This is a genomic window from Pseudomonas sp. TSO6 (assembly GCF_056098905.1).
In genome coordinates this window covers 95,798-118,342 of sequence record NZ_JBLZWV010000019.1, presented here as the reverse complement: position 1 = coordinate 118,342, position 22,545 = coordinate 95,798, and the positions used below count along the sequence as shown (strand labels likewise).

The window sequence follows — 22,545 nt, the reverse complement described above, 5'->3', positions numbered from 1 at the left end:
GCGCCTGGAAAAGGGAGATAGCGAGCGTTGAATTCAACGCCCGGGTTCGAAAATTGTAATGATTTCACCGTCACCAATGGAAAAAGACAAATATCTAATTTCCATGCCTTGATCTTCTACCGTACGAAAGAGCTGACCTGTAGAATTCTCCGCGAACGCTTGAATTACGTCGTCACTTGGAACCCCCGCCATACTCCCTGAGAGTGCCGCATTACGAAGGAGATTCCTTTCAAACAACCGTCCCTGAGCGGCACCTGCTGGTAAGCCATCCTTCAAGCCTTCCATATAGCCCGCTTGGCCAAGCGCATCCCCCCAAGCTTCAAACTCCTCTACGGAAACTTCCTTACGCCCTTTTTCTACACCCTTATCGTAGGCTTCCTTAACATCCTTTTTAGCCTTCGCCTCTTTTTGGGCTTTTTTCTTGGCTCTATATTGCGGAGAGAGCTTTTTGAGAAATTTAGGCGTCAACCGACTGAGCAAAGAGGAAGATTTCCCGGTCGGGTCTATACGATTAATCGGATCCCCCAGACAATAAACATAGCTATTAAACCCACCCCGATCAAAGGGGCTGAGGGGGTCCGCCGAATAAAACCTCATGAGAGCGGGTGAGTAAATGCGGCGCCCAGCGCCTAACAAATAACTAGAAGAAGCCTGATCCAAGAGCTGCCCTACAAAACCGGTTCTTGACTCTCTAGCTTCGTGCTTACCCCCCAAAAAGCCATAAGGCGTATACCTCAGGTCTTGAGCGACGCCACCAACACCAAATACTGTTCCAGCCCTATCCACCAACGGCAACCGGCTTACGCCGGCCGCTTGTTCGCCCAACAGCAAGCGAGCATGCCGAAAGAACGATACAGCTCCACTAGTCTGCAAAGTGGCAACAGCACCATTCGAATAGAAGAATCTTGCAGCCGTCTTCAAAGGCTTCATGCTCATCACTCTGTGACTTGGCTTGATTTAAACAACAATCAAAATTAAGTCATGCATCCGCCCGGGCATCAACTAGCAAAAATGACAGGTATATTGGGAAGTATTATCGCCAGCTTTCCTTGACTGCCCTGCGCCGCCCGCCCAGGATCACCCAGCCAAGCCCCAGCAACAGGCTTTCGACCATAAAGGCCAGCACAAACCCCGCGCCAACACCCCAGCCTATCGCCTCGGGCACCAGCAGGATCTGGTAGCTGTAGCCATTGAGCGTTTCTTCGCGCAGCTGCGGGTCGGCCTGCACCAGCACATGCCAGGTACGCTGGGCCCACGGCCCTTGCAACGCCTGCCATTCATTTTCCAGCAGTTGGTTGCGGATCATCAGGCTTTCGATGCTGTTGGCATCACTGTTGAACACCGGGTCGTCACTGCTGCGGTAATGTTGCAGCAACGCCTGCAAGTCGCCCTTGAAGAAGCGCTCGGCCGTTTGCCGGAACCCATCAAGCGCCTCGCGCGATTCGAACAGGTGCGCCTCCACCCGTTGGCTATAGTCCTTGACCAGCCCCGGGACCTGGATACCGGCCAGCAGGCCGAAGGTGAACAGCAGCAACCGCAGGTAACTTCTGAACATGCAGCGTCCTTAGCTCTGGCCGTGCGCCACGCACTCGCCGTGCCGCCACAGGGCCCATTGGCCCGGCTCGTAGCGGTGCCAGGTCTCGTTCTCGGTCAGGGCCTCGGTGGCAATCACCGTGACCACGTCGTTGGGGGTGGTTTCGGTATGAAAATCGACGATCAGGTCGACATCCTTCAACCGCGCGGCACCAAACGGCGCACGGCGGGTAATGTGCACCAGCTTGGTCGAGCAGAAGCAGAACAGCCAGTCGCCGTCGCTGAGCATGCAGTTGAACACGCCCAGGCCACGGTAGCCGGCACAGGCTTCGACCAGCACCGGTAGCAGCTGTTCCACCGGCACCGGCTCGGGGAAGGCGCTGCGGATGCTGTTGAGCAGGTCGCAGAAAGCCGCTTCGCTGTCGGTGTCGCCCACCGGCCGGTAGAAACTGGCCAGGCCCTTGAAGTCGCCCAATTGCCCGTTGTGCGCGAAGCACCAGTTGCGGCCCCACATTTCCCGCACGAACGGGTGGGTGTTGGACAGGCAGACCTTGCCGACGTTGGCCTGACGGATATGGCCAATTACCACTTCGCTCTTGATCGGGTAGCGCTGCACCAGGTTGGCCACTTCCGACTCGCTGCTCGCGGCCGGGTCCTGGAACAGGCGCAGGCCACGGCCTTCGTAGAAACCGATACCCCAGCCATCACGGTGCGGACCGGTACGGCCACCGCGCTGCATCAGGCCGGTGAAGCTGAAAACGATGTCGGTGGGGACGTTGGCACTCATGCCCAGCAGTTCGCACACAGGCGTGTCTCCTCCGTTTACAGACGGGGCTCGACCCGGCCATTGCCGCGGGGTGCGGCAGGGCGTGGGTCGTCGCGGTAACGGTCGCCGCGCTCGGCGGCCAAGGGGGCTTGCCCGCCGACCTGGTCATCCTCGTCCGCCTGGCGCTTGGCGGCGGCCTCGGCTTGCGCACGGCGCTCGCGGGCGCGCTTTTCCAGCGGCCAGCGCAGCAGCACGAAGAGGAAATACAGGCCGAAGGCGATCATGCCGTACATGGCGAAGTCGGACACCGCACGCCAGGCGTTGTTGCCGACCTTGAAGGCGACATCCAGGGCGGTGATGGCGATGGCCGGGGCGAAGCTGTCCTTGACCGGGTCGACCACGGTCGGGGTCAGCAGCAGCACTGCCAGCACCACCCGCAGCGGTTCGCGCAGCCAGCGCCACATCCAGCCGGTGACCTTGAAGGCCACCAGCAGGCAGCCCAGGGCGGCCACGGCGTACAGGCCCCAGGCGAAGGTGTAGTCGTTCTCGGTCATGGTGTTCGTGCAAGCCAGGCAAAGAGATGCCTATGATAAACACTTTTCCGGGCGCAGACAGTGTTTGCCTGTCCCTAGCCAAGAGATCACCAATGCCCAACAAGCCTCAGCCGCCCATCGCCCACGCCGACAACGCCACCGACCCGTACGCCTGGCTGCAGCAGCGCGACACCCCCGAGGTACTCGCCTACCTGCAAGCCGAAAACGCCTACCAGGAAGCCTGCCTGGCCGACCAGGCGCCGTTGCGCGAGCAATTGTTCGAAGAGATCAAGGGCCGCATCCTGGAAACCGACCTGTCGCTGCCGGCACCCTGGGGCCCTTACCTGTATTACACCCGCACCACCGCAGGAGATGAATACCCACGCCACTACCGCTGCCCGCGCCCGGCCGACGACTCGAACACCGTGGATGAAAGCCAGGAGCAGCTGCTGCTCGACCCCAACGCCCTGGCCAATGGCGGCTTCCTGTCGCTGGGGGCGTTCAACGTCAGCCCCGACCACCGCCTGCTGGCCTACAGCCTCGATACCAGCGGCGATGAAATCTACACCCTGTACGTCAAGGACCTGGCCACTGGCAGCATCACCGCCCTGCCCTTCGACGACTGCGACGGCAGCCTGACCTGGGCCAACGACAGCCAGACGCTGTTCTTCGCCGAACTGGACGACACCCACCGGCCTTGGCGCCTGCGCCGCCACACCCTGGGCAACGACGATGCGCCGACGGTGTTCGAAGAACCAGACGGGCGCTTCTTCCTGCACTGCTACCGCACCAGTTCCGAGTGCCAGCTGGTGCTGCTGCTGAACAGCAAGACCACCAGCGAGGCCTGGGTACTGGACGCCGAAACCCCGCAGGCGGCGTTCACCTGCCTGGCGCCGCGGGTCGAAGGCCATGAGTACTTCCCCGACCATGGCCAGCTCGATGGCGAGTGGCGCTGGTTCATCCGCACCAACCAGGACGGTATCAACTTCGCCCTGTACCACGCCCCGGTCACACCGGTGCCCAGCCGTGAACAATGGCAGGTGCTGGTGGCACACCGCGATGCGATCATGCTCGAAGGCCTCAGCCTGAATGCCGGCGCCCTCACCCTGAGCCTGCGCGAAGGCGGCCTGCCGATCATCGAAGTTCGCCCGCAAGGCCTGCCGGCCTACCGCGTGGAACTCCCCGACGCTGCCTACAGCCTGTACGTGCAAGACAGCCTGGAGTTCGCCAGCACGCGCGTACGCCTGCGCTACGAAGCGCTCAACCGCCCAGCCCAGGTGCGCCAGCTGGCGCTGGCCACGGGCGCCCAGGCGGTGCTCAAGGAAACCCCGGTGCTGGGTGCGTTCGATGCCGATGACTACGTGAGCGAGCGCCTGTGGGCAACCGCCGCGGACGGCACCCAGGTGCCGATCAGCCTGGTGCGTCGCCGCCAGGACCTGGGCAAAACCGTGCCGCTGTACCTGTACGGTTACGGCGCCTATGGCGAAAGCCTCGACCCGTGGTTCTCCCATGCCCGCCTGAGCCTGCTGGAACGCGGCGTGGCCTTTGCCATCGCCCACGTGCGCGGCGGCGGCGAGCTGGGCGAAGCGTGGTACCGCGCCGGCAAGCAGGAGCACAAGCCCAACACCTTCAGCGACTTCATCGCCTGCGCCGAGCACCTGATTGCCGAGGGCGTGACTACTGCCGAGCGGCTGGCCATCAGCGGCGGCAGCGCCGGCGGCCTTTTGATGGGCGCGGTGCTCAACCTGCGCCCCGAGCTGTTCCGCTGTGCGATTGCTGAAGTGCCGTTTGTCGACGTACTCAACACCATGCTCGACCCCGAGCTGCCGCTGACCGTGACCGAGTACGACGAATGGGGCAACCCGGAGGAGCCGCAGGTGTATGAGCGGATCAAGGCGTATGCGCCCTACGAGAATGTAAAAGCGCAGGCCTACCCGGCAATGCTGGTGGTAGCGGGCTACAACGACAGCCGCGTGCAGTACTGGGAAGCAGCCAAGTGGGTGGCGCGCTTGCGGACGCGCAAGACCGACAACAACCTGCTGCTGCTCAAGACCGAGATGGGGGCTGGGCATGGCGGGATGAGCGGGCGGTACCAGGGGTTGAAGGATGTGGCGCTGGAATATGCGTTCGTGTTTGGCGAGCTTGGTATCGTTTGAACTAGCTGGGGGCGCCTTGCGCCCCTTTCGCGACGCAAGGCCGCTCCCACAGAGACCGCACCGGGTTCAAGCCATGTGCAGTACTTGTGGGAGCGGCCTTGTGTCGCGATGGGCTGCAAAGCAGCCCCAAATTTCCACCGGCAACCCACCTTGTCAGTCAATCATCCTCTACCGCCGGCCTCGGCGGGTCTTGGCGCAACCCCGGCAATGGCTGGTCCTTGGGCGGCCCGGGCACTGGCATTGGCGGCAACAAAGGCGCCCCCGGCTGGCTGTCGTAGGCCTTGGGCGGTGTACTCGGGGTTATCTGCGGGTATGGCGTGGGCGTGGGCGTACCCGGTGCACCAGGCACTGGCGTAGTGAGTCGTGGTGGCGTGCTGGCAGCTTCGGCCATGGGCAGGCCAGCCATCAACAACGCGGTGAGGATCGCGTGAAACATCAGCAACCTCCTGTCGGGAACCTGCTTACAGGCTACGCCTAAATCACCGCTTTCGCCTGTCCGCCTGCCCTGCAAGCGCGCTAGACTCAATGCCATAACCGTCATCTGCCTGATCAGAACAAAGGAAACACCATGAGCTCCACCTCTTCCGCCGCCGCCACCGCGCGCCTCGACCGCATCCTGGCCGATGCCAAGCGTGACAAGGAAATGGGCTACCGCGACAAGGCCTTGAGAATGTACCCGCACGTGTGCGGCCGCTGCGCCCGCGAATTCGCTGGCAAGCGCCTGAGCGAGCTGACCGTGCACCACCGTGACCACAATCACGACAACAACCCGCAGGACGGCTCCAACTGGGAGCTGCTGTGCCTGTACTGCCACGACAACGAGCACTCGCGCTACACCGACCAGCAGTACTTCAGCGAAGGCTCCACCAGCACGCCAAGCATCGCCAAGGCCACCCACAACCCGTTCGCCGCGCTGGCGGGCATGTTGAAGAAAGACTGACCATCGATTCGGCCCCCGCTACTACCGGGCAGCCCGTATAATCGCGCTTTTTTCGCGAAGGGCCCCGGTACGTGGCAAATAAACGATACAGCTGCATCGGCCTGTTCAACCCCAAGTCGGCAGAAAACGTCGGCTCGGTGATGCGCGCTGCGGGCTGCTATGGCGTCAATTCGGTGTTCTACACCGGCAAACGCTACGAACGCGCGCGTGACTTCGTCACCGACACCAAGCGCGTGCACTACGACATCCCGCTGATCGGCATCGATGACCTGCAGCGCATCATCCCGCTGGGCTGTACCCCGGTGGCGGTGGAGCTGGTGGAAGGTGCACGGCCACTGCCGGAATACACCCACCCGGACCGGGCCATCTACATTTTCGGGCCGGAAGACGGCAGCCTCAGCCCCGAGGTGCGGGCGTGGTGTGAAGAAACCATCTACATCCCCACCGAAGGCTGCATGAACCTGGCGGCGACAGTTAATGTGGTGCTGTATGACCGCTTGGCCAAAGGGCTGAATACCCGCTCGGGGCCCAAGTTCAAATAAACAGGCCACTTTTGCGCTGGCCTGTACCGGCCCTATCGCCGGCAAAGCCACCACAAAAACGGCCAGGTGCTGAGCTCCGTCAGAACAGCACCGCTCTTGCTCAGATCACGCAGCGTTGATCCAGATGGTCTTCAGCTCCGTGTACTGGTCGTGTGCCCAGATGGACTTGTCGCGCCCACCAAAGCCAGACTCTTTATAGCCACCGAACGGCGTAGTCACGTCACCTTCGCCGAAGCAGTTGACCGTGACCACACCCGCGCGGATTTCACGCGACAGGCGCAACGCATTGCGCAGACTGCCGGTGTACGCCGAAGCCGCCAGACCGTAGATGGTGTCGTTGGCCAGTTCGATGGCTTCATCAATGGTCTCGAAGCTGGTCACGCTCAGCACCGGGCCAAAGATTTCTTCCACGAACAGCTTGTTGTCGCGGCCCACGTTGTCGACGATGGTCGGCTGCACGTACACGCCTTGCTCGGTTTCGCCACCCTGGACAATGCTGAGTTTTTGCTCGGCAGCGTATTCCAGGTACGACTTCACCTTCTCGAAGTGCGACTTGCTGACCATGGCGCCCAGGCGATTGTCCGGGTCCATCGGGTCGCCCAGTTTCCAGTCCTTCAGGTGCTTGGCCATCAGGCCCAGCAGCTCATCCTTCACATCCTTGTGCACGATCAGGCGCGAAGAAGCAGAGCAGTTCTCGCCCATGTTCCAGAACGCGCCGGCGGTGACGAACTGGGCCACTTCGTCCAGGTCTTCGCAGTCGTTCATGACCACGGCCGGGTTCTTGCCACCTAGCTCCAGGACGATGCGCTTGAGGTTGGACTCGGCAGCGTATTTCAGGAACAGGCGGCCAGTGTCGGTGGAGCCGGTGAAGCTGACCATCGGGATGTCCATGTGGCGGCCGATGGCCTCGCCCACTTCACGGCCACCACCAGGCACCAGGTTGAACACACCGGCCGGAATACCAGCCTCATGGGCCAGCTCGGCCACGCGCAGTGCGCTGAGGGTGGTTTCCTTGGCGGGCTTGACCACGATCGAGCAACCGGCGGCGAGCGACGGGGCGATCTTCCAGGCCAGCATCAGCAGCGGGAAGTTCCACGGCAGCACCAGGCCGACCACGCCTATGGCTTCACGCACCACCATGGTCACGGCAGCGTTGCCGGTCGGGGCGGTGGCGTCGTAGATCTTGTCGATCAGCTCGGCGTGCCAGCGAATGGTGTGGATGGTTTCCGGCACGTCGACAGTCTGGCACTCGCTGACCGGCTTGCCGCTGTCCAGCGCTTCCAGTACAGCCAGTTCGTGGGCGTTGTCTTCCAGCAGCTGGGCGAACTTCTGCAGCACATGCTTGCGGTCGTTCGGTTGCATCTTCGACCAGGTGCCCTCTTCGAACACACGCTTGGCAGCCGCCACGGCCACGTTGACGTCATTGACGTCGCAGGCGGCGACTTCGGCCAGTTGCTTGCCGGTGGCCGGGTTGGTGGTGACGAAGGTGCGGCCGGAGATGGCATCGCGGAATTCACCGTCGATGAACGCCTGGGTACGCAGTTGCAGTTCGGCGGCGATGGCCGCGTATTGTTCCTTGTTCAGCAATTCAGCCATTGTGCCAGCCTCCTTATTTGATCAGGGCGATGGTGGCTTTCAGTTCGGTGACCACGCGCTTGAGTTCCTGCTTCTCGGCATCGTCCAGGTCGTACAGCGGCTTGCGCACGCCGCCGGTCTTCAGGCCGTTCAGCGCCACGCCGTTCTTGATGGCCTGGACGAACTTGCCACCTTCCAGGAAGTCCATCAGCGGCATCATGGCGGCCATGATCTTGCGGCCTTTGGCAAAGTCCTTTTCGATCACGCAGGCCTCGTACAGCGCCACGTGCTCACGCGGAATGAAGTTGGAGCCGGCGCAGACCCAGCTCTGGGCGCCCCAGGCGAAGAATTCCAGCGCCTGATCGTCCCAGCCGCACGACAACTGGATGTTCGGGCGCTTGATGGCCAGGCGGTGAAGCTGGGCCATGTCGCCGGAGCTTTCCTTGATGGCGACGATGTTTTTCACATCGGCCACGGCATCGAAGAATTCGTCGCCCATGCTCACGCTCATGCGGCCCGGGTAGTTGTAAAGCATGATCGGCAGGTCAGCCGCGGCGTCGACCGCTTTGACGTGCAGGGCGATTTCCTGCTGGGTCGGCAGGGCGTACGGCGGGGTACCCACCAGCAGCGCGTCGGCTTTGATCTCCCTGGCGTGCTGGGCAAAAGCCACGGCATCTTCGGTGCGGATGCCACCGGTGCCGACGATCAGCGGCAGGCGGCCGTTGAGCACGTCCTTGGCCTGGGCAGCCAGCTCGATGCGCTCCTGGGTGGTGTGGGCGTAGTACTCGCCGGTGGAGCCACCAATGATGACGCCGTGAACCTTCGACTCGACCAGGTATTCGAGTACCTCGGCGAACGCCGCCTTGTCGATCGAGCCGTCCGCAGCCAGCGGGGTGATTGCCGGGGTGTAGATGCCTTCGAATTTCACGGTATGTTCTCCAGTGCGTTGCTCAGTGTTGTAAAGGCGCGCCACGCAACCACGCGGCGGCGTAAGGTTTCAGCTCAACGAAGCCGCTTGTTGCAGGTTCAGCGAACGGGTTTCCGGGGCCAGGGCGACCGAGAAGGCCAGGCCGACAAAGGTCACGGCAGCAGCGGCATACATGGTGGCGCCGATGCCGTAGCTGTCGAGGGCGATGGGCACCAGCCAGGTGCCGACTGCGGCACCTACCCGCGACATGGAGGTGCCCACGCCCACGGCGCCGGCACGGATTTCGGTAGGGAACAGTTCGTTGGGGTACACCAGTTGCAGCACCTGTGCGCCACCGATGAACAAGGCATAGGCACCGAACAGCACCAGGATGAGCATCTCGTTGCCATTGCTGAAGGCACCCAGGCCCAGCAGTGCCAGCCCCGACCAGAAGAAGCTGTGCAGCAGCGTGGTGCGCCGACCGATGGTGTTGAGCAGGCGGGTGCCCACGATGCAGCCCACCACGAACAGGAACGTGATGGCGATGGAGCCGATCGATGCCCAATCACCTTTCAGGTTCAACGCGCCCAGCACTTTCGGGGCAAATGCGTACACGGCGAACACCGGGATCACCGAGCAGGTCCAGAACATGGTGACGAACAGCATGCGTTTGCCGTAGCCAGAGTGCAGCAGGCTGAGGAACGACAGCTTGCGGGTCTTGGGCTCTTCCGGCAGGTTCTTCAGCGAAAAACCGTTGCCGTACACCCGCTTGATCACCTGCTCAGCCTCGGCCGAGCGGCCTTTGCTGATCAACCAGCGTGGCGATTCGGGGGTACCCAGGCGGATGGCGAACAGCAACGCACCAATTACGGAAGCACTGGCCAGCACCAGGCGCCAGGCATCGTCGCCCCCCTGGCGCAAGATTGCCTCACCGGCCAGGTAGGCAGTAGCGGCGCCGGCAAACCACAATACCGTCAGGGTTGCCAGGCGCGGGCCCCGGTTCTTCCTGGGCAGGAACTCCACCAGCAGCGACGTTGCAACCGGGTATTCGATACCTACGGCGATACCGATGGCGAACCTTAGCAGGAACAAGACCAGCGCCGACTCCACCCAGAACTGCGCCACCGAGGCCAGGATGAACAGGGTCGGGCCAACGAAGAACACCCGTTTGCGGCCAAAGCGGTCGGTCAGCCAACCGCCGAAAAAGCCACCGAAAAAAATACCGATCAGCGCCGAAGCGGCGATCATGCCCTGCCAGAAACTGTTCAGGCTCAGGCCTGCAGACATCTGCACCATGGCCACGCCAATAATGCTCAGTACATAGCCATCGACGAACGAACCGCCGCCGGAACGCAGGGCCAGTAATTGGTGGAAGTTGTTGATCGGTACATCTTCAATCGAAACATTCGGATTTGTCATTGTTATTCCTACCCCGTCTGCTATATGCACATTTTCAAGGCGAGCGTGTCCGCGAAACTGAAAACCGCCTTCAGCCCCGGGTGTTCGGACGACGCATCTCGATCATCAATTTCGGGCAAGCCGCGCCCGTGCCGGCCAACTGACGCCGACGTAAAATGCTTTATGGTCTAACTCAGATAACGATCAGCTTTCTTTGCCGGCGCGGAACTGCCCCCACATCAGGTTTGCGTTCAAGCCTAGGGAAACCAGAGGCTTGGGCGGGTTTACACAAGGCCCTGGGGCATTGAGTAAAAACTCGATCAGTTCGTTCTTGTCACCGGCCAGCCAGTCGGCCAGCAACTTGCCGGTGACCTTGCCACGGGTAACGCCCAGGCCGTTACAACACAGTGCGCCGACGACATTCGGCGCCAACTTGCCGAAGAAGCCCATGTGGTTGCGCGACAGTGCCAGCGCACCGCCCCAGGTATATTCAAAGTTCACCTCAGGCAGCATCGGAAAACGCCGGGCGAACGATTCGCGGTGGCGCTGAACAAAGCGTTCCAGATATTTGCGGTTGCTACGGCCGTCGGGGTTGTAGCTGAAGCTGTTGCGGATCAGCAAACGGTTGTCGACGGTGCGGCGCAGGGTAGTGCCGAACGGGTCGGCCGGGATCACGCCCCAGTAGGGTTTGCCGCCCAGGCGCGCCTGTTCTTCCTCGGTCAGCGGGCGGGTGATGCTGGCGTAGGTAAACACCGGCAGCATGCGCCCCTTGAGGAAACCGAAGCTCATGCCGAAGGCGTTGGTGGTGAGCACCAGCTTGTCGGCGGTGATCGAACCCTTGGCGTGGCGCAGCACCACCTTGTCGCCGTACTCGACGTCGGTGATCGGTGTGTGCTCGTACAGCGAGACGTTGGACGGCAGGCTATCGGCCAAACCTTTGACCAATGCCGAGGGTTGCAGCAAGGCGGTGCCGGGCGTGAACAGGCCCTTGCGGTAGAAGTCAGTGCCGATATGATCGGGCAGGTCGCGGCCCTCGATCACTTCGTAGGGTTGACCCAGTTTGTCCAGGCCGCGGCGGTAGGCATCCAGCACGGCAATGCCGCGGTCTTCGATGGCCGCCTGGTATTTGCCGCAAGGGCGGAACTGGCAATCGATGTCGTAGCGCTCGACCAGGTCCTTGAGGCATTGCTGGCCACCCAGGTTGAGCTTGAGGATCGTCTTGGCGATGTCGATGTCACCAATGTAGTCCTCGGCGCCGATATCGTGCGGCAGGTCGATGGCAAAGCCGGCATTGCGCCCGGAAGTGCCAAAGCCAACTTCCTGGGCTTCGACCAGCACGATCTCGTCATGCGGAAAGTTCGTTGCCAGCTGCCGTGCGGCCGCCAGCCCGGTGAAGCCTGCGCCGACCACCACCCAGCGCGCCTGGCTTTGCCCACTGTGGGCCGGCCGTGGCGTACGCGGTTTGCTCAGGTGGTACCAGCCACAGGTGGCATCATCGGCAGGTAACGAACTTATTCTTGTCATCTCACTAACCTGGATCTTGTTGTCGACGGGTGGTCAACGCCGGTGGCCTGACCTTGGTAATTCATATCTGAATCGGTACATCCAGCCCTTGCGGCGCGGCGTACTCGGCCATGCGACGGCGCGACAGTTCGAAGTGATCGCGCACCAGCTGGCCAGCCGCTTGCGGGTCGCGGCGCTCGATGGCCTGAATCATTTGCTCGTGCTGCTCGCAGGCGATTTCGAGGTCGCGCTGCATGTCATCGGTAGTGGGATGGCGATAGAAGATCTTGCCCAATCGGGTGTGATCGATCAGCAGGCGACGCAGGCTCGGCATCAGGTAGTCGTTGTGCGCCATCTTGCCGATTTCCAGGTGGAAGGCGTCGTTGTAGAGCACGCGGTTTTCAACGTCGCGTTCTTCGATGGCCTGACGGAACTGGGCCTGGATAGCCTTGAGCACCTCGATTTCTTCAGCGCTGGCGTAAGTGGCTGCCAGCTGGGTAGTGGCCACGTAGATAAGCGGCGCCGCAACGTAGAAGCTGTGCAGCGACTCGTGATTCATGGCGGCGACGCGTGGCGCGCGGTTGGCTTCCAGCTCGATGTAGCCTTCAGCGGCAATCTGGCGCAGCAGCTCGCGGACCGGGGGGCGCGACAGGCCAAACTCGTCGCACAGGGCCAGTTCGTCCACCACGGCGCCCGGGGCCAGTTCCATGCTCATGATCCGGCGGCGCAGTGCTTCGGCGAGGACGGCTTTGCGGTCCTGCGGCACGTCTGCAGCGAGTGGTTGGACGGTGGCTTTCATGGCGGCCTTCTTTGTTGTCATAGAGCTGTGTCTACTATTTGTATAACGACTATAGGGCACTGTTAGACAATGTGTCTACAGCATTCTCGATGAACGGTGAAAACTGCCTGGCCCTTTGTTTTCAAGGGTTACAGCGGCTCCCGGGGTGTGATTAAACACCCTTGGGGGTGCATTGCCAAACCAGACAGGTAATTGGCCAAATGCGACACAGCGAGCACTTTTGGCGCCGCTGGGCGACCCGAATGAACGCCGGCGGCCTCCGGCAGGTCAGCTGCTTACATTTCACACGGAGGTCTTGCCATGCTCGATATCCACGCTGCTGCGGCTTCGCAGCATAATGTTCATGGTCTGGAGCGGGTCAGTTCGCTGGCCGGCGGGGCGCTGATGCTCAGCAAGGGGCTGCGCCATGGCGGGCTGGTCGGCTTGCTGCAGATGGTGGTGGGCGGTATTGCGGTGGCACGCGGGGTCAGCGGGCATTGCTCGACCAAGGCGTGGTGGCAGCGGCATCGGCAGGAGTACCACCGGTTGCGTTCGGATATTGAACGCAGTGCGGCGGAGCTGGAGGCGTTGAAGGCCAGTGCCAAGGCGGCGACGCGGGGAGTGACGGTGACCGGTAAGGATCCGTTGGCTGACAGCTGATCTTTTTATCGCCTGGACCGGCCTCTTCGCGGGGCAAGCCGCTTCCACAGGTACCGCACAGTGTTCGAGGTGCAGCCGGCAGGGACGTCTAGCGCAACGCCTTGCTTTGTAGTACCTCGGACTTGCGGCCCAGCACGTTCTCGCTGATTTGCACGAACTCTTCGGTGGTTACGCTGGGCAGCCGCATCAGCCCGCGCACCACATCGTCCAGCGAACGCTTGGCCTGGGTATGAATGCGGATTTCCTTGTCCAGTGCCTGTAGCAGGATTACCCCGCGGGCTACCTGGGCCGGGCTTGCGCGTTCGCCCTTGAGCTGGGTGACCTTGGCGCCCTGCTTGCTCAGGCGCGCCTGCCAGGCCTGGTAGCGGTCATCGCTGACCCCGCCCGAACGGCGCAGCAACTCGCTGGCGTAGTAGTCGGTCAGGCTTTCCACCAGCCAGTCATTGCCGTCGCGCCCACGGACCTGCGCAAACAGCTGCACCACTTCGCGCAGTAACGGGCTGCTGCCGTTCTCGCTCACCATCGGCCGGGCGCTGTGCAGGTACAGCGAACCCTGCGCGGCCATTGCCCCGCGCCACATGCCGTCACGGGCACCGACCAGCAGCAGCTTTGGCGGGTTGCGCGGGAACACCGCCTGCAGCTGCGGCCAGACGTAGGTCAGTAAGGTCAGGCTATCCATGCGCCGCATGCCCTGCCCCACCGGCGCGGCCACGGTGACCTCGGTATCGCCCAAGCGGGCACGGCGGCTACCCAGGTCGCCGGCCAGCATCCAGCCAGTCGGGCGGTCGAACAGGCGCGAAACGTTGTCGATGCGGAACTTGTCCTTGCCAATGCGTGGCCAGGAGGTCTCGATACTCTTCCAGCCCTCGGGCAAGTCGAACGCCAGGCGCGCCACCAGCTCGGTGCCATCTTGCTGGTCAAGCCGCGCAGGCGGTACCAGCTGGTCGCCGAGGAACAGCGCCCAGTGCGGGGTAATACGTGAGGAATAGGCACCGCTGGCGAGCTGCTGGTCCAGCTGCACGCGGTAGCTGAGGCTGGTCTTGCCGGCCGCCGGCTGCCACACGCCACGCTGGCCCTTGAGTTGCCATTGGCCATCAGCCTGGAAGCCGCTGAAGGCACCCGCCTTGCCCAGGTCGAAGTCGAGGCTGCGCACAGCACTGCCTTCTGCCAGGGTCAGGCGGACTTCCGCCTGGCCACTGGCGGGCAACAGGCGCACCTGGTAGTCAAGGTCGACCTTTTTCGCCCAGGCTGGCGAACTGGCCATCAAGCCCAACAGCAAGAACAGCTGGCAACGCATACAGAAACTCCTTGTTTCCCCGTGGCAGCGGGCCGCGCCGGTCAGCTGGCGCGGAAGATCAGGTGGTCTTCCCAGTCGTCTTCATGCACATCCTGCTCCCTGAGCATACGCCCCGACTGGGAAATGCGCTGTTCATGGACCTGCTGGCGATCGCCACAGACAAGATGGTGCCAGGCCGGCAGGTCCTTGCCCTCGCTGACCAGGCGATAACCGCAGGTGCTTGGCAGCCACGTGAACTGGTCGGCCTTGCCCGGGGTGAGCTGGATGCAGTCCGGTACTTGCGCGAAGCGGTTGGGGTAGTCACTGCACTGGCAGGTATCCATGTCCAGCAACTTGCAGGCGATACGCGTGTAATAGACGCTGTTGTCGTCTTCGTCCTCGAGTTTTTGCAGGCAGCACAGGCCGCAGCCGTCGCACAGCGACTCCCACTCTTGCGGGCTGAGTTGTTCGAGGGTCTTGCGCCGCCAGAACGGCGCGTTTTCAGCGATCATCACACGGTTTCCTGCATTCATCTTGGGGCCACGGCGCGCGGCGGCGCCAGTCTAGAGCCTGGCCTTCGGCAAAGCCAGACCGCTTGTCAGTCGCGACGGGACGCAGTAGCGTGCCGCTTTCCCGTACGTTTGCAGGAGCTGTCATGAGCGCCACCCCCCGCATTGCCGATTACGCCATCAACGAACAGTTCATCAACCGCTGGTCGCCACGCGCCTTCACCGCCGAGCCGATCAGCGAAGAAACCCTGCTGAGCTTCCTGGAAGCCGCACGCTGGGCACCGTCGGCGTACAACTCGCAGCCTTGGCGCTTCCTGTATGCACGTCGCGACACGCCGAACTGGGAGCGCTACCTGAACCTGCTGGTGCCGTTCAACCGCAGCTGGGCGCAACAGGCCTCGGCACTGGTACTGATCATTTCCAAGACCACCTTTGCCGCCCCGGGCGCCACGGAAGAAAAACCGGCGCTGTGGCACACCTTCGACACAGGTTCCGCCTGGGGCCACCTGGCCCTGCAGGCCAGCATCAGCGGCTGGCATACCCATGGCATGGCCGGTTTCGACCAGGACCTGGCGCGTCAGGAACTGAAGGTTCCCGAGGGCTACGTGCTGCATGCCATGGTGGCGATCGGCAAGCTGGGTGACAAGGCCAGCCTGGATGAAGCGCTGCAGTCGCGTGAAGTGCCAAGCCCGCGCAAGCCGCTGAGCGAGCTGGCTGCCGAGGGTGATTTCAGCCTGTAAGGCCTGTGTAGACTGCTCTGGCCTCTTCGCAGAACAAGGCTGCTCCTACAGGATCTCCATCGCCGGGTAGGAGCAGCCTTGGGCTGCGAAGAGGCCAATACCGGCACTACAAATCAGTAGCCCTTGACGAAGTCCACTTCCCCACGCAACCCCTGCCCCGCTTCATAAGCCCGCACATTCTCGACAAACAACCGCACCATCGCCGCCGGCGAGGTGGGTGCCGAGCTGTGCCCGGTCAGCAACAGCCCCCAGGCGGTCCAGAACGGATGTTGTTTGGGTAGTGGTTCCTGCCGGCAGACATCAATCACCGCACCGGCCAGATGGCCTTCCTTCAGCGCTTCGACCAGGTCGGCATCGACCACAGCCACGCCACGCCCGGCATTGATGAACAACGCCGTGGGCAGGAAGCACTTGAACAGCGCCGCGTCATACAGGTCATGGGTAGCCGGGGTGTCCGGCAGCAGGTTGATCACGAAGTCGACCTGGCCAACCATGCGCGGCAAGTCGGCCAGGGCCGCCACCTCGACGAACGGTGCCTGTTCCCGGGCGGTGCTGGCCACACCGTACAGCACCACACCAAACGGTTGCAGGAACTCGGCCACACGCTGGCCAATGTCGCCGGTGCCGACAATCAGCACTTTGCGCCCTTCCAGCGTGCGCCCCGGGCGGTCATCCCAGCGCCGCTCGACCTGGCTGACCAGGCGCGACAGCACCTCGCGCTCATGACCAAGCATGTAGGTCAGCATGTACTCGGCCATCACCTGGCCGAAAATGCCCACCGCACGGGTCAGGCGATAGTCACGCGGCAGGCCGTCGGCCAGCAACGGCGTGATACCGGCCCACGTCGATTGCATCCACTGCGGCTTGAGGCCCTGGCGCAGCAAGCTTGCCAGCAGGTCCGGCTGGCCCAGCCACACCGTGCACTGCGATGCCTGCTGCGCCAGTTCGGCGGAGTCACCGCTGGTCAGGATTTCCACTTCAGGCGCTGTTTCACGCAATAGCCCGGCGTATCGAGCATGCTCATGCTCAGCAATCAGTACACGCATGGTCAGACCGGGTCGTTACGGCGCAGCAGCTCTTCGGGCAGGTGCTCGATGTACTCATCTTCCAGCGGCGGCATCTGCAGGTGGTAGCCCTGGTTGTCGAGGTTTTCCAACACCTTGGTGATGTCCTCGCGGGCCAGCTTGCGCTCGGGGCTGAGCACCAGGTCAAACGCGTGGATGGGGGTACCGAAGGCCGGCAGCAGCCCTTCGGGCACGCGCTCCAGGCCGTCGGCCTTGAGCACGTAGAGGTACATTTCGTTCTTGCGGGGGCTCTTGTAGATCGAGCAAATGCGTTTCATCGGGTCTCTCCGGCACCTGCGAGGTTGTCCAGCAGGGCCTGGCCCATGCGCTCACGGCGCCAGCCGCGCAGCGAATCGGGCAGTTGATAAGGGCCATTGGGGTAGCCACTCTTGAGCAGCGCCTCCAGGGCTTTCTTGCGCAGCATCAGCTCGGGGGCAATGCCCAGGCGCTCACCTTCGGCCTGGCCGATGGCACGCAGCTGCTTGAGGACGCCGGCGGCCTCGATCGGCAATGGCTCGGGCAACGGCGCTGGCCACTGCTCGGCAGGCAGGCTGCCGGCACGCTTGATCAGCTGGATGAGAAACTCACCGTCCTGACGAATGGTGCGCGGGTGCATCTCGTCGATCTTGGCCAGCGCCGACAGGTTGTTCGGCTGGCTCTTGGCCATGGGCCACAGCGAGTGCTCCTTGAGGATGCGGTTACGCGGCACATCGCGGTTGCGCGCTTCGCGCTCGCGCCAGGCGCACAGTTCACGCAGCACCGCCAGTTGCTGGGGGGCCAACTTCCAGGCGAGCTTGACGTCGCGGTACAGGCTTTCGGGCTCGACTTCACGACGCAATGCGGCCACCAGTTCGGCACCGTCCTCCAGCACCCAGGCGTACTTGTCGTCGGACAAGCGCGGGCGCAGCGCGGTGAACAGCTCGGCCAGGTGCACGGCATCCTCGGCAGCGTAGCTGACCTGGGTTTCCGAGAGCGGGCGCTGCAGCCAGTCGGAACGGGTCTCGCCCTTGGGCAGCTCGATACCCAGCACCTCTTGCACCAGGCGCGAATAGCCCATGCTGAAGCCCAGGTTCAGGTAACCGGCAGCCAGCTGGGTGTCGAACAGCGGCTGCGGCAGCTTGCCGGTCAGGCGCAGCAGCACTTCAAGGTCTTCGCTGCAGGCGTGCAGCACCTTGACCACGCCACTGTCTTCCAGCAGGTCGGCCAAGGGCTGCCAGTTGCCGATCAACAGCGGGTCGATCAGGAAGGCCCGCTGGCCGTCACCGATCTGAATCAGCCCGGCTTTCGGGTAAAAGGTGTCGACCCGCATGAATTCGGTGTCGACGGCGACGAAGGGCAGTTGGTGCCAGTCGCGGCAGTGTTCGGCCAGGCTCTGGTCGTCACGGATCCAGTGAATTTCGATGGCCACGAGGCTCTCCCACTAACATTGGCGCGCAGTATATACGGCGCGGGCACTGCTGGTGAAACCTGCGCCATCCCTGGAGTAGATAAACGGCGCTGCAAACCGGCCCTTTTTTGTAGGAGCAGCCTTGTGCTGCGAAAGGGCCGGTGCAGGCATTCTGGTAATGGGCTGGCTGTACCGGCCTCTTCGCAGCACAAGGCTGCTCCTACTGGGGGAGGTACAGCCATGCATTCAGCGCTTGGCCGCCAGCCAAGGCCGGCAGCTGGCGAACATGTCCAGCGACTGCTGGTAGAGCTCGGTGTGCACCTGTAACAGGCCGAGCATGGAGTGGAACAGGTTGTCCTGCGACAGCGGGGCATCGCTGAGCTTGGCCAGGCAGTCGGTGTCGAGGCCGAAGTCTTCCTTGTAGCTGTCGGAGAACCAGGTCAGCAGCGGCACGTGCTTCTGCTGCTCTGGGGCGATGGCGTAAGGCGTGCCGTGCAGGAACAGGTTGTACTCGCCCAGCGACTCGCCATGGTCGGACAGGTAGATCATGGCCGTGTCGACTTTGTCCTGTTTGCTGCGCAAGGTGTCGATCAGCGACGCCAGCACCTTGTCGGTATAGGCCAGGGTGTTGTCGTAGCCGTTGATGATTTCCTGCTCGCTGCACTGGTTCAGCGCGTTGCTCTGGCACACCGGCGTGAAGCGCTCGCCGCCATTGGGGTAACGCTTGAAGTATTCCGGGCCGTGGCTGCCCATCTGGTGCAGCACCAGCACGCTATCCTTGTCGAGGTTGTCGATGAGCGCGTCCAGGCCTTGCAGCAGGATCTGGTCATGGCATTCGCCATCCGCGCACAGTTGGGGGTCCTTGAGGTTGCTGACATCAATGAACTGCACGCGGTCACAAGTACCCTTGCAGCCCGACTGGTTGTCACGCCACTGCACGGCCAGGCCGGCACGCTGGAGAATGTCCAGCAACCCTTCGCGGTTCTTCGCCACGCGGGCATCGTAATCCTTGCGCTTCATGCCCGAGAACATGCACGGCACCGAGACTGCGGTTTCCGTGCCGCACGAGTGCACGTCGGAAAACGCCAGCAGGCCCTGCTCCCTGGCCAGGTTCGGCGTGGTATCGCGGTCATAGCCCAGCACGCCGAAATGGTCTGCACGGGCACTTTCACCGACCACCAGCACTGTCAGCGACTTGCGCTCATGTTTTTGCCAGGCGGCATCACGCTTGGCATCTTCGCCATAGTGCTGGAACGGGCGCGAAGCAGTACCGACTCGCTCGCTGACATAACCAATGGAGGCCCCGACGATATTGCTCGGGGTCAGCATCAGGCGCAGTTCGTGGTGGTTGCGAAACAGCGACGACAAACCTTGATAATTGACCAGCGCTACCGAGCCAAGGGCCACGACACAGGCACCACTGACCACCAGCTTGCCCAGCAGCTCGCGGTGCCAGGCGCGGTAGACGATGTGGGCCTTCCACAACAGCACCGAAGGCAATACACCCAGCAGCAGGATATAGGCGGCAAACTTCAGCGACAGCAGATCGCGTACTTCTGCAACATTGGTCTCGGCCATATTGCGGAACATGCCGGCATCAATAAGTACACCGTACTGGTTCATGAAGTAAGCCACACCCGCGCCACTCATGAACAACACGATAAGTACGGGTTTCAATACATAACGGAAGGCAATCAACGTAAGGATAAGGTTGAAGGCGAACAACATCAGCACCGCAAACGCCAGGCTCAGCCAAAGCCCAGACAGGCCGGCGGGCACGACCTCTTGCAGATGCTCCCACAGGAACATGTTCAAGCCAATCAGCAGGTAAAGGCTGGCCAGCAGCGTGACCCATTCAGTCCGCAGGGATTTGAAGTTGAGCATCAGCGTTCGCAATCAAGAGTGATTATCAGCCCCCGGCCGGATGGCACCGTGGGAAAGTTGGGCGAACTCTAGAAAGCGCGTCATCAATTTTTTGTGAAAAAGACGGTAACAATTTCGTGAAGCTTCGTCTTTTATCAATTACGTGAAAGCCATTCAGCTGCCATTCAGCCAGGCCGCCATCACAAGCCTGCGCAAACGCGGCTATCCTCAGAGGTCAGGACCTTTCCGACAACCCTGACAGAGGTGAAGAAATGCCAGTTCCGCATGATCTGCTCGCTGACCTGCACGTTACCGCTGATGCATTCCAGGCGCTCATTGACAAAGACCAGACGCTGCACACGCTGCACAAGGAATACAACGCCAAGGACAAGGAGGTGGTCGCCGCCGAAGGCAACGGTACCAACGACGACGCCGTCAACCGGCTGCGCAAGGAACGGTTGCTGATCAAGGACAAGATCGAACGGATCATCCATCCGCCCAAATCCTGACAAAAATTCATCAAACCTGCTGGCCTCTTCGCGGGCTCGCCCGCGAAGAGGCCAGCAGCCCTTACACTGCAGCGAGCGCTTTCAGTGCACCATCCAGGTCCTCGATCAGGTCGCGGTAGTCCTCGATCCCCATCGACAGCCGCAGCAGGTTCTCGCTGATCCCCATCACGCCTTTCTGCTCCGGGCTCAGCGAGCAGTGCGACATGGTCCACGAGTGGTTGATCATGCTCTCCACCCCGCCCAGCGAGTCAGCCAGCACAAAAATCTGCAACGCTTCCACCAGGCGGTTGAGCGCGGCCCGATCACCCTTGACCTTCATCGCCACCACCGCCCCGCCACTGCGCATCTGGCGTTTGCACAGTTCATGCTGGGGGTGGCTTTCCAGCCCCGGGTAATACACCTGCTCGATCTGCGCATGCCCTTCGAGGAAGCGTGCAACCTGCAGGGCGTTGCTGCATTGGCGTTCCATGCGCACATCCAGGGTTTTCAAGCCGCGCAGGGCGAGGTAGCAGTCGAACGGCCCCTGCACCGCGCCAATCGCCATGCTGATGCGGCGCAGGCGCGCCAGCAGCGCATCATTGGCCGCCACTACCACGCCACCGGTCAGGTCGGAGTGGCCGCCAATGTACTTGCTCGCCGAGTGCATCACCAGGTCTACGCCCAGGGTGATAGGGCGCTGGTTCCACGGTGAGCAGAAGGTGTTGTCGATGCAGGTAAGGATACCCCGCGCCCTCGCCAGGTCGCACACGGCCTTGATGTCGACCAGGTGCAGCAAGGGGTTGGTCGGCGACTCGATCCAGATCAGCTGGGTTTCCGGCTTGATGGCGGCGCCCAAGGCCTCAAGGTCGTTGAGGTCGACATAGGTGGTGGTCAGGCCCGAGGTACGGCTGCGGTAGTCTTCCAGAATGCGGAAGGTGCCGCCATACACGCCGTTCATCACTACCACATGGGAATCCTTGGGCAGCAGCTCCAGCACCGTCGCAGTGGCATTCACCCCCGAGGCACAGGCCACCGCGCCCACGCCTTCTTCCAGGGCGGCGACACAGGTTTCGTAGGCGTGCCGGGTGGGGTTGCCGACCCGGCTGTAGGAGTACTCCGGCTTGTCGTCCAGGCTGCGCTTGGTGAACGAGCTGGCGGTGACGATGGCCGGGAAGATGGCGTTTTCGGCGACGCTGAACTGCTCGCCGGCGTGAATGGTACGGGTGGCGAAATTGCGCGGCTTGTCGGACATGGTCAGGCCCATTGGCAGAGTGAAGGCTGCAACTATCGCACAACCCAAATCTTCTGGCCTTGGGGTAATCTGTGAAAAATTTTTCTACACGGCCCTCGCGCGATATGGACAGTTTCGACCAGCACATTCTTACCCTGCTTCAGCGCGATGCCTCGCTCTCGCTCAAGGACCTGGCCGAGGCCGTCAACCTGTCCACCACGCCGTGCTGGAAGCGGGTCAAGCGCCTGGAAGAAGAAGGCTACATACTTGGCCGTGTCGCCCTGCTGGACCCCGAACGGCTAGGGCTGGGGCTGACGGTGTTCGTCCAGCTCAAGACCCAGCGCCATGACAGCGCCTGGCTGGAGCAGTTTGCCGCGACTGTGACCGGGTTCGAGGAAGTGATGGAGTTTTACCGCATGTCGGGGGACTGGGATTACATGCTGCGGGTGGTGGTGGGGGATATTGCGGCGTATGACCGGTTCTACAAAAAGCTGATTACCCGTACCGATGGGCTGTCGAACATCACCTCCAGTTTTGCCATGGAGCAGATGAAGTACACCACGGCTTACCCGGTGCACCGTTCCTGATTCTATATGGCTGCACCGGCCCTATCGCCGGCAAGCCAGCTCCCACAGGTTTATCACAGGTTCTGAAATCTGTGCGGTCCTTGTGGGAGCTGGCTTGCCGGCGATAGGG

General features: G+C 62.2%; 24 protein-coding genes. 7 read left to right on the top strand and 17 right to left on the bottom strand.

Annotation, left to right across the window (positions count from 1 at the left end; genetic code table 11):
• Positions 1 to 33: 33 nt before the first annotated feature.
• The 4 genes from ACN6NG_RS05850 to ACN6NG_RS05835 form a co-directional block, all read right to left on the bottom strand.
• The gene (locus ACN6NG_RS05850) at positions 34 to 930 is read right to left on the bottom strand and encodes an RHS repeat-associated core domain-containing protein (RefSeq protein WP_353455849.1); all 897 of its coding nucleotides are present in this window, start codon (positions 928 to 930) and stop codon (positions 34 to 36) included.
• 103 nt (positions 931 to 1,033) lie between these two features.
• Positions 1,034 to 1,555, bottom strand: a complete 522-nt coding sequence (locus ACN6NG_RS05845; protein WP_063427357.1) for a DUF2937 family protein — start codon at positions 1,553 to 1,555, stop codon at positions 1,034 to 1,036.
• A 9-nt stretch (positions 1,556 to 1,564) separates the two neighbouring features.
• Positions 1,565 to 2,338, bottom strand: a complete 774-nt coding sequence (locus ACN6NG_RS05840; protein ID WP_063427359.1) for a class II glutamine amidotransferase — start codon at positions 2,336 to 2,338, stop codon at positions 1,565 to 1,567.
• 17 nt (positions 2,339 to 2,355) lie between these two features.
• The gene (locus ACN6NG_RS05835) at positions 2,356 to 2,853 is read right to left on the bottom strand and encodes a hypothetical protein (protein WP_063427361.1); all 498 of its coding nucleotides are present in this window, start codon (positions 2,851 to 2,853) and stop codon (positions 2,356 to 2,358) included.
• A 92-nt stretch (positions 2,854 to 2,945) separates the two neighbouring features.
• On the opposite strand from ACN6NG_RS05835, the gene ACN6NG_RS05830 reads away from it, so the two are divergent.
• Entirely contained in the window at positions 2,946 to 4,988 is a 2,043-nt protein-coding gene (locus ACN6NG_RS05830) for a S9 family peptidase (RefSeq protein ID WP_474313194.1), read from the top strand.
• Between the two features lie 157 nt (positions 4,989 to 5,145).
• Here ACN6NG_RS05830 and ACN6NG_RS05825 read toward each other — a convergent pair whose 3' ends face one another.
• Positions 5,146 to 5,424 carry a hypothetical protein gene (locus ACN6NG_RS05825; RefSeq protein ID WP_028613409.1) on the bottom strand — a complete coding sequence of 93 codons (279 nt, stop codon included), beginning with the start codon at positions 5,422 to 5,424 and terminating at the stop codon, positions 5,146 to 5,148.
• Between the two features lie 132 nt (positions 5,425 to 5,556).
• Here ACN6NG_RS05825 and ACN6NG_RS05820 point away from each other — a divergent pair, with 132 nt between their 5' ends.
• Together ACN6NG_RS05820 and ACN6NG_RS05815 are read left to right on the top strand one after the other, a co-directional pair.
• On the top strand, positions 5,557 to 5,928 hold the full coding sequence (locus ACN6NG_RS05820; RefSeq protein WP_016488597.1) for a YajD family HNH nuclease: 372 nt from the start codon (positions 5,557 to 5,559) through the stop codon (positions 5,926 to 5,928).
• A gap of 71 nt (positions 5,929 to 5,999) precedes the next feature.
• Entirely contained in the window at positions 6,000 to 6,470 is a 471-nt protein-coding gene (locus tag ACN6NG_RS05815; RefSeq protein ID WP_028613410.1) for an RNA methyltransferase, read from the top strand.
• Between the two features lie 105 nt (positions 6,471 to 6,575).
• Here the strand turns inward: ACN6NG_RS05815 and ACN6NG_RS05810 are convergent, their stop codons facing one another.
• The 5 genes from ACN6NG_RS05810 to ACN6NG_RS05790 all read right to left on the bottom strand — a co-directional run bounded on the left by ACN6NG_RS05810 (position 6,576) and on the right by ACN6NG_RS05790 (position 12,652).
• Positions 6,576 to 8,066, bottom strand: a complete 1,491-nt coding sequence (locus ACN6NG_RS05810; RefSeq protein WP_474313192.1) for an aldehyde dehydrogenase — start codon at positions 8,064 to 8,066, stop codon at positions 6,576 to 6,578.
• Positions 8,067 to 8,079: 13 nt separating this feature from the next.
• Positions 8,080 to 8,973 (bottom strand): dihydrodipicolinate synthase family protein, encoded by an 894-nt coding sequence (locus ACN6NG_RS05805; protein WP_063427367.1) that lies wholly within the window; start codon positions 8,971 to 8,973, stop codon positions 8,080 to 8,082.
• Positions 8,974 to 9,042: 69 nt separating this feature from the next.
• Positions 9,043 to 10,371: an MFS transporter gene (locus ACN6NG_RS05800; RefSeq protein WP_474313191.1), complete on the bottom strand. Its 1,329-nt coding sequence runs from the start codon at positions 10,369 to 10,371 to the stop codon at positions 9,043 to 9,045.
• A gap of 183 nt (positions 10,372 to 10,554) precedes the next feature.
• Positions 10,555 to 11,874, bottom strand: coding sequence for an NAD(P)/FAD-dependent oxidoreductase (locus tag ACN6NG_RS05795; RefSeq protein ID WP_474313190.1), 1,320 nt, complete (start codon positions 11,872 to 11,874; stop codon positions 10,555 to 10,557).
• Between the two features lie 61 nt (positions 11,875 to 11,935).
• Positions 11,936 to 12,652 (bottom strand): GntR family transcriptional regulator, encoded by a 717-nt coding sequence (locus tag ACN6NG_RS05790; RefSeq protein WP_151326035.1) that lies wholly within the window; start codon positions 12,650 to 12,652, stop codon positions 11,936 to 11,938.
• Between the two features lie 300 nt (positions 12,653 to 12,952).
• Between ACN6NG_RS05790 and ACN6NG_RS05785 the strand changes: the two genes are divergently transcribed.
• Complete coding sequence (locus ACN6NG_RS05785) at positions 12,953 to 13,291, top strand: YgaP family membrane protein (protein ID WP_016498375.1); 339 nt, start codon at positions 12,953 to 12,955, stop codon at positions 13,289 to 13,291.
• A gap of 88 nt (positions 13,292 to 13,379) precedes the next feature.
• Here the strand turns inward: ACN6NG_RS05785 and ACN6NG_RS05780 are convergent, their stop codons facing one another.
• Both ACN6NG_RS05780 and ACN6NG_RS05775 read right to left on the bottom strand, forming a co-directional pair.
• On the bottom strand, positions 13,380 to 14,588 hold the full coding sequence (locus ACN6NG_RS05780; protein ID WP_232893551.1) for a hypothetical protein: 1,209 nt from the start codon (positions 14,586 to 14,588) through the stop codon (positions 13,380 to 13,382).
• A 41-nt stretch (positions 14,589 to 14,629) separates the two neighbouring features.
• A complete protein-coding gene (locus ACN6NG_RS05775) occupies positions 14,630 to 15,079 on the bottom strand; it encodes a YcgN family cysteine cluster protein (protein WP_353455856.1) in 450 nt (149 codons plus the stop codon).
• Positions 15,080 to 15,222: 143 nt separating this feature from the next.
• Between ACN6NG_RS05775 and ACN6NG_RS05770 the strand changes: the two genes are divergently transcribed.
• Positions 15,223 to 15,816 carry a nitroreductase family protein gene (locus tag ACN6NG_RS05770; protein WP_016498372.1) on the top strand — a complete coding sequence of 198 codons (594 nt, stop codon included), beginning with the start codon at positions 15,223 to 15,225 and terminating at the stop codon, positions 15,814 to 15,816.
• Between the two features lie 113 nt (positions 15,817 to 15,929).
• Here ACN6NG_RS05770 and ACN6NG_RS05765 read toward each other — a convergent pair whose 3' ends face one another.
• The 4 genes from ACN6NG_RS05765 to ACN6NG_RS05750 all read right to left on the bottom strand — a co-directional run bounded on the left by ACN6NG_RS05765 (position 15,930) and on the right by ACN6NG_RS05750 (position 20,151).
• On the bottom strand, positions 15,930 to 16,862 hold the full coding sequence (locus tag ACN6NG_RS05765) for a D-2-hydroxyacid dehydrogenase (protein WP_474313188.1): 933 nt from the start codon (positions 16,860 to 16,862) through the stop codon (positions 15,930 to 15,932).
• Positions 16,863 to 16,864: 2 nt separating this feature from the next.
• Complete coding sequence (locus ACN6NG_RS05760) at positions 16,865 to 17,158, bottom strand: YcgL domain-containing protein (protein ID WP_016498370.1); 294 nt, start codon at positions 17,156 to 17,158, stop codon at positions 16,865 to 16,867.
• Positions 17,155 to 18,288: a ribonuclease D gene (rnd, locus tag ACN6NG_RS05755; RefSeq protein ID WP_063427379.1), complete on the bottom strand. Its 1,134-nt coding sequence runs from the start codon at positions 18,286 to 18,288 to the stop codon at positions 17,155 to 17,157. Before rnd ends, ACN6NG_RS05760 begins: the two co-directional genes overlap by 4 nt.
• Before the next feature lie 225 nt (positions 18,289 to 18,513).
• Entirely contained in the window at positions 18,514 to 20,151 is a 1,638-nt protein-coding gene (locus ACN6NG_RS05750) for a phosphoethanolamine transferase (RefSeq protein WP_474313186.1), read from the bottom strand.
• Between the two features lie 251 nt (positions 20,152 to 20,402).
• On the opposite strand from ACN6NG_RS05750, the gene ACN6NG_RS05745 reads away from it, so the two are divergent.
• Positions 20,403 to 20,639 carry an HP1242/YdcH family protein gene (locus ACN6NG_RS05745; RefSeq protein WP_019470635.1) on the top strand — a complete coding sequence of 79 codons (237 nt, stop codon included), beginning with the start codon at positions 20,403 to 20,405 and terminating at the stop codon, positions 20,637 to 20,639.
• A 61-nt stretch (positions 20,640 to 20,700) separates the two neighbouring features.
• Here the strand turns inward: ACN6NG_RS05745 and ACN6NG_RS05740 are convergent, their stop codons facing one another.
• Entirely contained in the window at positions 20,701 to 21,882 is a 1,182-nt protein-coding gene (locus ACN6NG_RS05740; RefSeq protein ID WP_063427383.1) for a trans-sulfuration enzyme family protein, read from the bottom strand.
• A gap of 92 nt (positions 21,883 to 21,974) precedes the next feature.
• On the opposite strand from ACN6NG_RS05740, the gene ACN6NG_RS05735 reads away from it, so the two are divergent.
• Positions 21,975 to 22,436 carry an Lrp/AsnC family transcriptional regulator gene (locus tag ACN6NG_RS05735; RefSeq protein ID WP_019472068.1) on the top strand — a complete coding sequence of 154 codons (462 nt, stop codon included), beginning with the start codon at positions 21,975 to 21,977 and terminating at the stop codon, positions 22,434 to 22,436.
• The last annotated feature ends 109 nt before the right edge of the window (positions 22,437 to 22,545 follow it).